This is a genomic window from Paenisporosarcina sp. TG20, from assembly GCF_000286315.1.
Taxonomy (GTDB): domain Bacteria; phylum Bacillota; class Bacilli; order Bacillales_A; family Planococcaceae; genus Paenisporosarcina.
Genome location: NZ_ALJG01000157.1, coordinates 1 through 5,781, shown reverse-complemented (window position 1 = coordinate 5,781; position 5,781 = coordinate 1). Strand labels below are relative to the sequence as shown.

Below are 5,781 nucleotides of genomic sequence, written 5' to 3'. Positions count from 1 at the left end.
CACCTTGGTCACGGATTCAGGTTATACTCTATTTGTTAATTTTTATGCTCTACAGAAAAAAGGTGTTGATATCGTTGGGGAAATCCCTAAAGGCCTTCCTGTACTTTCCTTTAACATCCCAACACTAGATATAATTCAATTATTATTACCCATAGCCTTTACTATAGCTTTCATATCATTTCTTGAATCTTATGCAGTTGTAAAAACGCTGGCGGATAAAGATAAAGAGCAAATCAATACGAATCAGGAGTTGATTGGGTTAGGATTAGCAAATATATCGAGTTCATTGGTCGGTTCTATACCTGTAGCAGGAGCTATTTCAAGAACAGCCGTGAATTATCAATCGGGAGCAAAAACAAACCTTTCACTTTTAATAACAGCAGCTTGTATTATAATCACCCTATTATTTTTAACTCCCATTTTCCACTATTTACCTAAGGCAACTCTTGCAGCTATTATTATTTTGGCTGTTTCAAATCTTATAAACTTAAAAGAGATAACACTACTTCTTAGGACGTCGCCTATTAATGCGGTTCTTCTTATTTCTACTTTTCTAGCAACTATATTGCTCAATGTTTTTTGGGGGTTACTAATCGGTATTGGTCTCTCAATCTTTATTAATTTGATAAGAAGAACAATACACAGTGGGAAATGAAACACACGTAGTAAGATTGCCTAAAAGAGAGAGGAAAAAGCAAAGTGAGCTAATCACTTTGCTTTTTCCTTTTTCTTTCAATTATAGTACACGTGATTACGGTGCCAGCAATATTTTGTGGTTTTTGTGTTCAGAAACAGTTAACTTCTTGTGTTGATAAAATTCATAACAATATGTATTTTTACTACTTTCGACATGATGCGACAAATGTCTCAAGGACGGCCATTTATAATAGAAGAACAGATTTATGAATCGACAAGAGGTGTGGGATGAAATCGATTGTGGCGTTGGTTAGTTCTATTGTTGGAATATATATTGCATTCAATTTGGTGTTTGTAGGATTTAGTGAAAAGGAAGAGCATGATCGTATGCGTATGTTAAAAGGGATGATGGATTCCTATAGTGCACAACTTCAATCGGGGGAGGACGGTTTAAAAGAGAAAGGAACCAATTTACATACATATTTTCAAGATTTGGAGTTTCGTAAACAGGAAATGAACGGTTTGGTACTACAGTATCCAAATGGTATGCCAACAACAGTGTATGCGAATTATCAACAAATCTATCAAAGCGGATTTAGAGGCGTACCGCAAGAATTATGATAATTTGATAGGGTTGCATAATGATTCTGTGGCCGAGTATAACGAGTTAAATAGGCAGGTAGGGGACACGTGGTTTATTGTACCGGGATTCCAAGGAAAGTGAAAAAAATAACTTTGTAAAAAGAGGGGGATGTAAATGTTTGGTTTATTTAAGAAGTCTTGTTCGATTTGCAAGCGATAAATCAAGTCACTTTGGAAATTTCGCGATAATCGAAACAATGTGATAAACGTTTGTGTTGCGTGCAGTGAATATGCAGAAAGAAGGGCTTATCTAAAAGTGAAGTAGTTTTATTGAAGATATAGATTAGATTAGGAGAGTGGAGAAAATAGTTCATATTTCAGCAGAATTAGATTTGGATTTATTAACAGGTCCTAGTACCTCATCCACTTCTATTTCCTCTAAAATCCGTGTAGAGCGAGGTAGTAAAATCTCTTTGCATAAGTTGGGTATCAATCAATATAGTTCTGTCTGTTATTCTAGTAATAGGAAATTATACATATATGAAGGGGTGTCTAGAAATGGCGATTTATTATGAGCTAGAAAAGAACGATAGAAAAGCGATTTATGAGGTTGCAGAAAAATGGAAAAATGAGTGTCTATTAAATAATAAATCATTGATTTGGGATGGAGAGTCTATTTGGACTGATACGAATTTAGATAGGTTTAAATCTATATTTGTGGAAAACCCTGACGTGTCCGGTGAAAACTTTGATGATAAATTTAAAAAACAATTGGAAAACGAATCAGAAGATGTACATAAATTTGCTATCGAATAAATGTTTATTTATTATATTTTTCCTTATAGTGGATCAATTAGTTATAAAACTAAGATGAAAAAGTTAGAAATGATTGCTTCATGGAAAGGAATTGATATTGATCAATCATTACCCGTATTCGAAGGTCTAAAGAAGGGTCTTGGAGCCACTGGAACTTTTTATAACACTAGTAAATATTTTGAGGTCTCCTTTCTGTTTTTAGTTTCTGAGAATTTAAAGAGTCAACCCTTAGAGTATCGTGAAAATCTATTGAATGATGCATCAGATTTAAAGAAATTCGCTGAGGATATTCGTAAATTTGTGGGTAAAAGAGTTCAAATGCAACATATATTGCTTCATTTGCTGATGCCGAAAAAGTTTGAGAGAATTGCTAGTTGGGGGCACAAAGATAAGATAATAAAAGCTTATTCTTATTTGATTTTGGATAACTCAATTACAGATTCCGATAAAAACTACTCTTGATTAGAGAGGAGCTAGAAGGAAAGTATTCAAATGAAAATAAAATAATTGATTTTTATGAAACTCCCGTCATTGCAGAAGGGTGGATGCCAGCAGTTGATAACGTTTGGTTATTTCAAGGAGATCCTATTTATTACGAAGTAAATAATGCTGTAAATGATTTGGACACAATCACATGGGCGGTTAATCAACATTCAAAAAATATCAAAAAGGGAGATAAAGCATATATCTGGCGTTCTGGTTCTGGTGGAGGAGTTATTGCGGCAGGAACTATTCTTTGCAATCCTAAAATGACTCAACCTAATATAGAAGACCCCTACAACCAGAGTGAGGCCTTAAATAAGGAACCTTACTTGGCAGTTGATATTCAGCTTGACACAGAACTTATAGACTCTATTGTGGAAAGAACTCTGTTACTTTCAGATAAACGGACAAAAAAGATGGGAATTTTGACTAATCCTGGAGCGACCAATTTTCCTGTAACAAAAGAAGAAGATGGAGTTATTGAAAGTATTATGAACGGAAATTATGAACATATTCCGGCAACTACACCACCAGAAGTTATTGATAAAAATAAGAAACGTTACTGGTTATACGCTCCGGGCGAAGGTTCCAAAATGTGGGAAGAATTTTATGGTAAAGGCATTATGGCAATTGGTTGGAGTGAACTAGGAGATCTAAAACAATTCCCTACCAAAAATGCGATGAAAATTAAAATGAAAGAGATATTTGGTAAGGAATATTCTTATTTAAATGATGGACATGCTACATGGCAATTCGCTAACGATATTGAAATTGGAGATATTATTTTTGCGAAGAAAGGTCGGGAAAAAATTATTGGTCGTGGCGTAGTAACTTCCGAATATATTTTTGATGATTCAAGAAAAGAGTATAAAAATATTCATAAAGTTTGCTGGACGCACAGAGGTGAATGGGATCATGAAGGACAAATTATAATCAAAACCCTTACTGAAGTAACATCTTATACAGACTATTACAAAAAACTCGAAGAAATGTTTAGTGAGGTTCCGGGTAAAGTGATTCCAGATTTACCCCCACAATATGAAAGCTATAATGCGAAAAACTTCCTATCAGAAGTCTATATGAGCGAAGAAAAGTACGATACCCTTAACAACCTACTAATTAGAAAGAAAAATCTTATTCTATTAGGTGCACCCGGTGTTGGAAAAACGTTTGCTGCAGAGCGATTGGCTTATTCAATGATGGGTGAAAAAGACAAAAGTAGAGTATTAGTCGTTCAATTTCACCAAAGTTATAGCTATGAAGATTTTATCATGGGATACCGTCCTACTGAAAAGGGCTTCTCTTTGTCTAAAGGACCATTTTATCAATTTTGTAAAGAAGCAGAGCCTGATGATCGACCATGCTTTTTTATTATTGATGAAATCAACCGAGGTAACTTAAGTAAAATTTTCGGAGAATTATTAATGTTAATTGAAAATGATAAACGTGGAAAAGAATTACGTCTACTCTATTCAGACGAACAATTTTCAGTTCCTGAGAACGTCTATATTATTGGCATGATGAATACAGCGGACCGCAGTCTTGCTATGATCGACTATGCACTACGTCGTCGTTTTGCCTTTTATGAATTTGAACCTGCCTTTGAAGTGAAGGGTTTAAAAAGTATCAAGCGAGCTTTGAAAGTGTGAAATTTAATCGTTTAATAGATACAGTTGTAGCAATGAATATTGTAATTGCAGAAGACGACTCTTTGGGTAGTGGATTCCGTATTGGACACAGTTACTTTTCATCTAGAATCGATGTGGATAACGAGTGGCTAACTGAAATAGTGGAATATGAACTGGTTCCGTTGATTAAAGAATACTGGTTTGACGAACCTTCTAAGGTAGAGCATTGGATGAACAAACTGCGGAGTGCTATCCGTGATTAGGATAAAGAATGTCTACTATATGTTATCTTACGCTTATAGAACGCTAAATGAAGAAGGTTATAAGAGTATTCAAGCAGAAGAGTTTAAAAATATCCATGATTTAATAGCAGCAATACTAATTCGGGGTGTAACTATCCAACGAAAACGTGGTTTACATAGAGATTATATTGGACACACCGAGGTTACAGGTAATTTGCGAGGCAAAATTGATGTGACGAATTCGATTAAACAGAATACCTTCATGATGCGAAGCATGATTTGTCATTATGATGAGTTTTCCGAAAACGTACAGTTAAATCAAATATTAAAAACTACAATGCAACTTCTTAGTAGAAGCGATGAAGTTAAAGACAGCAATCGTAAGAAATTAAGAAAGCTATCTCTATTCTTGGGAAATGTTGATACGCTTGAAATAAATAACATCAAGTGGAGCGAATTGGCTTATCACCGTAATAATGCTTCTTACAAAATGTTAATTAATATCTGTGAGTTAGTAATCAAAGGCCTTTTAATGACGACTGATAATGGTGAATACAAAATGAATCAATTTCTAGATGATCAACATATGCATAGATTATATGAAAAGTTTTTACTTGGATATTTTAAAAAAGAGTATCCTCAATATTCAGCTAATCCATCACAGATAGACTGGAACATTGACGACGGTATTACCAATTTTCTTCCCACGATGAACTCTGATATTACACTCACCAATAATTTTAAAACATTAATTATTGATGCTAAATATTACGGGAAATCAATGCAAACACACACGATGTATGATAGTAAATCGAATAATTCTAATAACCTATATCAAATTTTCACCTATGTTAAAAATAAAGATCGGAATGGTAGCGGTAATGTAAGTGGTTTAATTTTATATGCCAAAACCGATGAAGAAATAACACCTAATAACGACTATCAAATCGGTGGAAATCGAATCAGTGTAAAAACACTCGACTTAGGAGCTGACTGGACAGAAATTGTTAGCCAGCTAGATAATGTAGCATCACTTATGCAATGAAAGAAATATCACATATCTGCTGCAGGAATACTAGAGACGAACCGTGACCAATTGAGTGTAAAATTGAAGTTTACAAATTTTAATAAGATATTCCAATAGCGTTGCATAAATAATTTCACTCGTTGGCAAGTTTGAATTTAAAATTCACGTCCCAGGGATGGAAACAATGATACAGAATTCCGACAATTTACTATCTATTCAAGATAGGCCTTCACGTTTCTTGTCGGCGTGTCCCTGGGGCAGCCAAAAATTGAGGAGCATTTGAATCTGACCCAGGGACAGTACTCGAGCGAAGTATTTGTGAACATATAGGGAAGAATTATGAAATTCCTCAATTGCAATATTAAAT

The 5,781-nt window shown here is 34.4% G+C and carries 7 protein-coding genes; all 7 read left to right on the top strand.

What is annotated here, in order from left to right:
• Nucleotides 1-655, top strand: a 655-nt coding sequence (locus B371_RS0102155; RefSeq protein ID WP_019412673.1) for a SulP family inorganic anion transporter, incomplete at its 5' end; no start/stop codon positions are given.
• 269 nt (nucleotides 656-924) lie between these two features.
• Nucleotides 925-1,257, top strand: a complete 333-nt coding sequence (locus B371_RS0102150; protein WP_019412672.1) for a hypothetical protein — start codon at nucleotides 925-927, stop codon at nucleotides 1,255-1,257.
• Between the two features lie 519 nt (nucleotides 1,258-1,776).
• Nucleotides 1,777-2,034, top strand: a complete 258-nt coding sequence (locus B371_RS0102145; RefSeq protein WP_019412671.1) for a hypothetical protein — start codon at nucleotides 1,777-1,779, stop codon at nucleotides 2,032-2,034.
• Nucleotides 2,035-2,088: 54 nt separating this feature from the next.
• Nucleotides 2,089-2,496 (top strand): hypothetical protein, encoded by a 408-nt coding sequence (locus B371_RS0102140; protein ID WP_157185129.1) that lies wholly within the window; start codon nucleotides 2,089-2,091, stop codon nucleotides 2,494-2,496.
• Nucleotides 2,493-4,166: an AAA family ATPase gene (locus tag B371_RS21090; protein WP_050995775.1), complete on the top strand. Its 1,674-nt coding sequence runs from the start codon at nucleotides 2,493-2,495 to the stop codon at nucleotides 4,164-4,166. Before B371_RS0102140 ends, B371_RS21090 begins: the two co-directional genes overlap by 4 nt.
• Complete coding sequence (locus tag B371_RS23920) at nucleotides 4,163-4,408, top strand: hypothetical protein (protein WP_050995774.1); 246 nt, start codon at nucleotides 4,163-4,165, stop codon at nucleotides 4,406-4,408. Before B371_RS21090 ends, B371_RS23920 begins: the two co-directional genes overlap by 4 nt.
• Nucleotides 4,401-5,432, top strand: coding sequence for a 5-methylcytosine-specific restriction endonuclease system specificity protein McrC (gene mcrC / locus B371_RS0102130; protein WP_019412669.1), 1,032 nt, complete (start codon nucleotides 4,401-4,403; stop codon nucleotides 5,430-5,432). The genes B371_RS23920 and mcrC overlap by 8 nt, the downstream gene beginning before the upstream one ends.
• Nucleotides 5,433-5,781 lie beyond the last annotated feature (349 nt).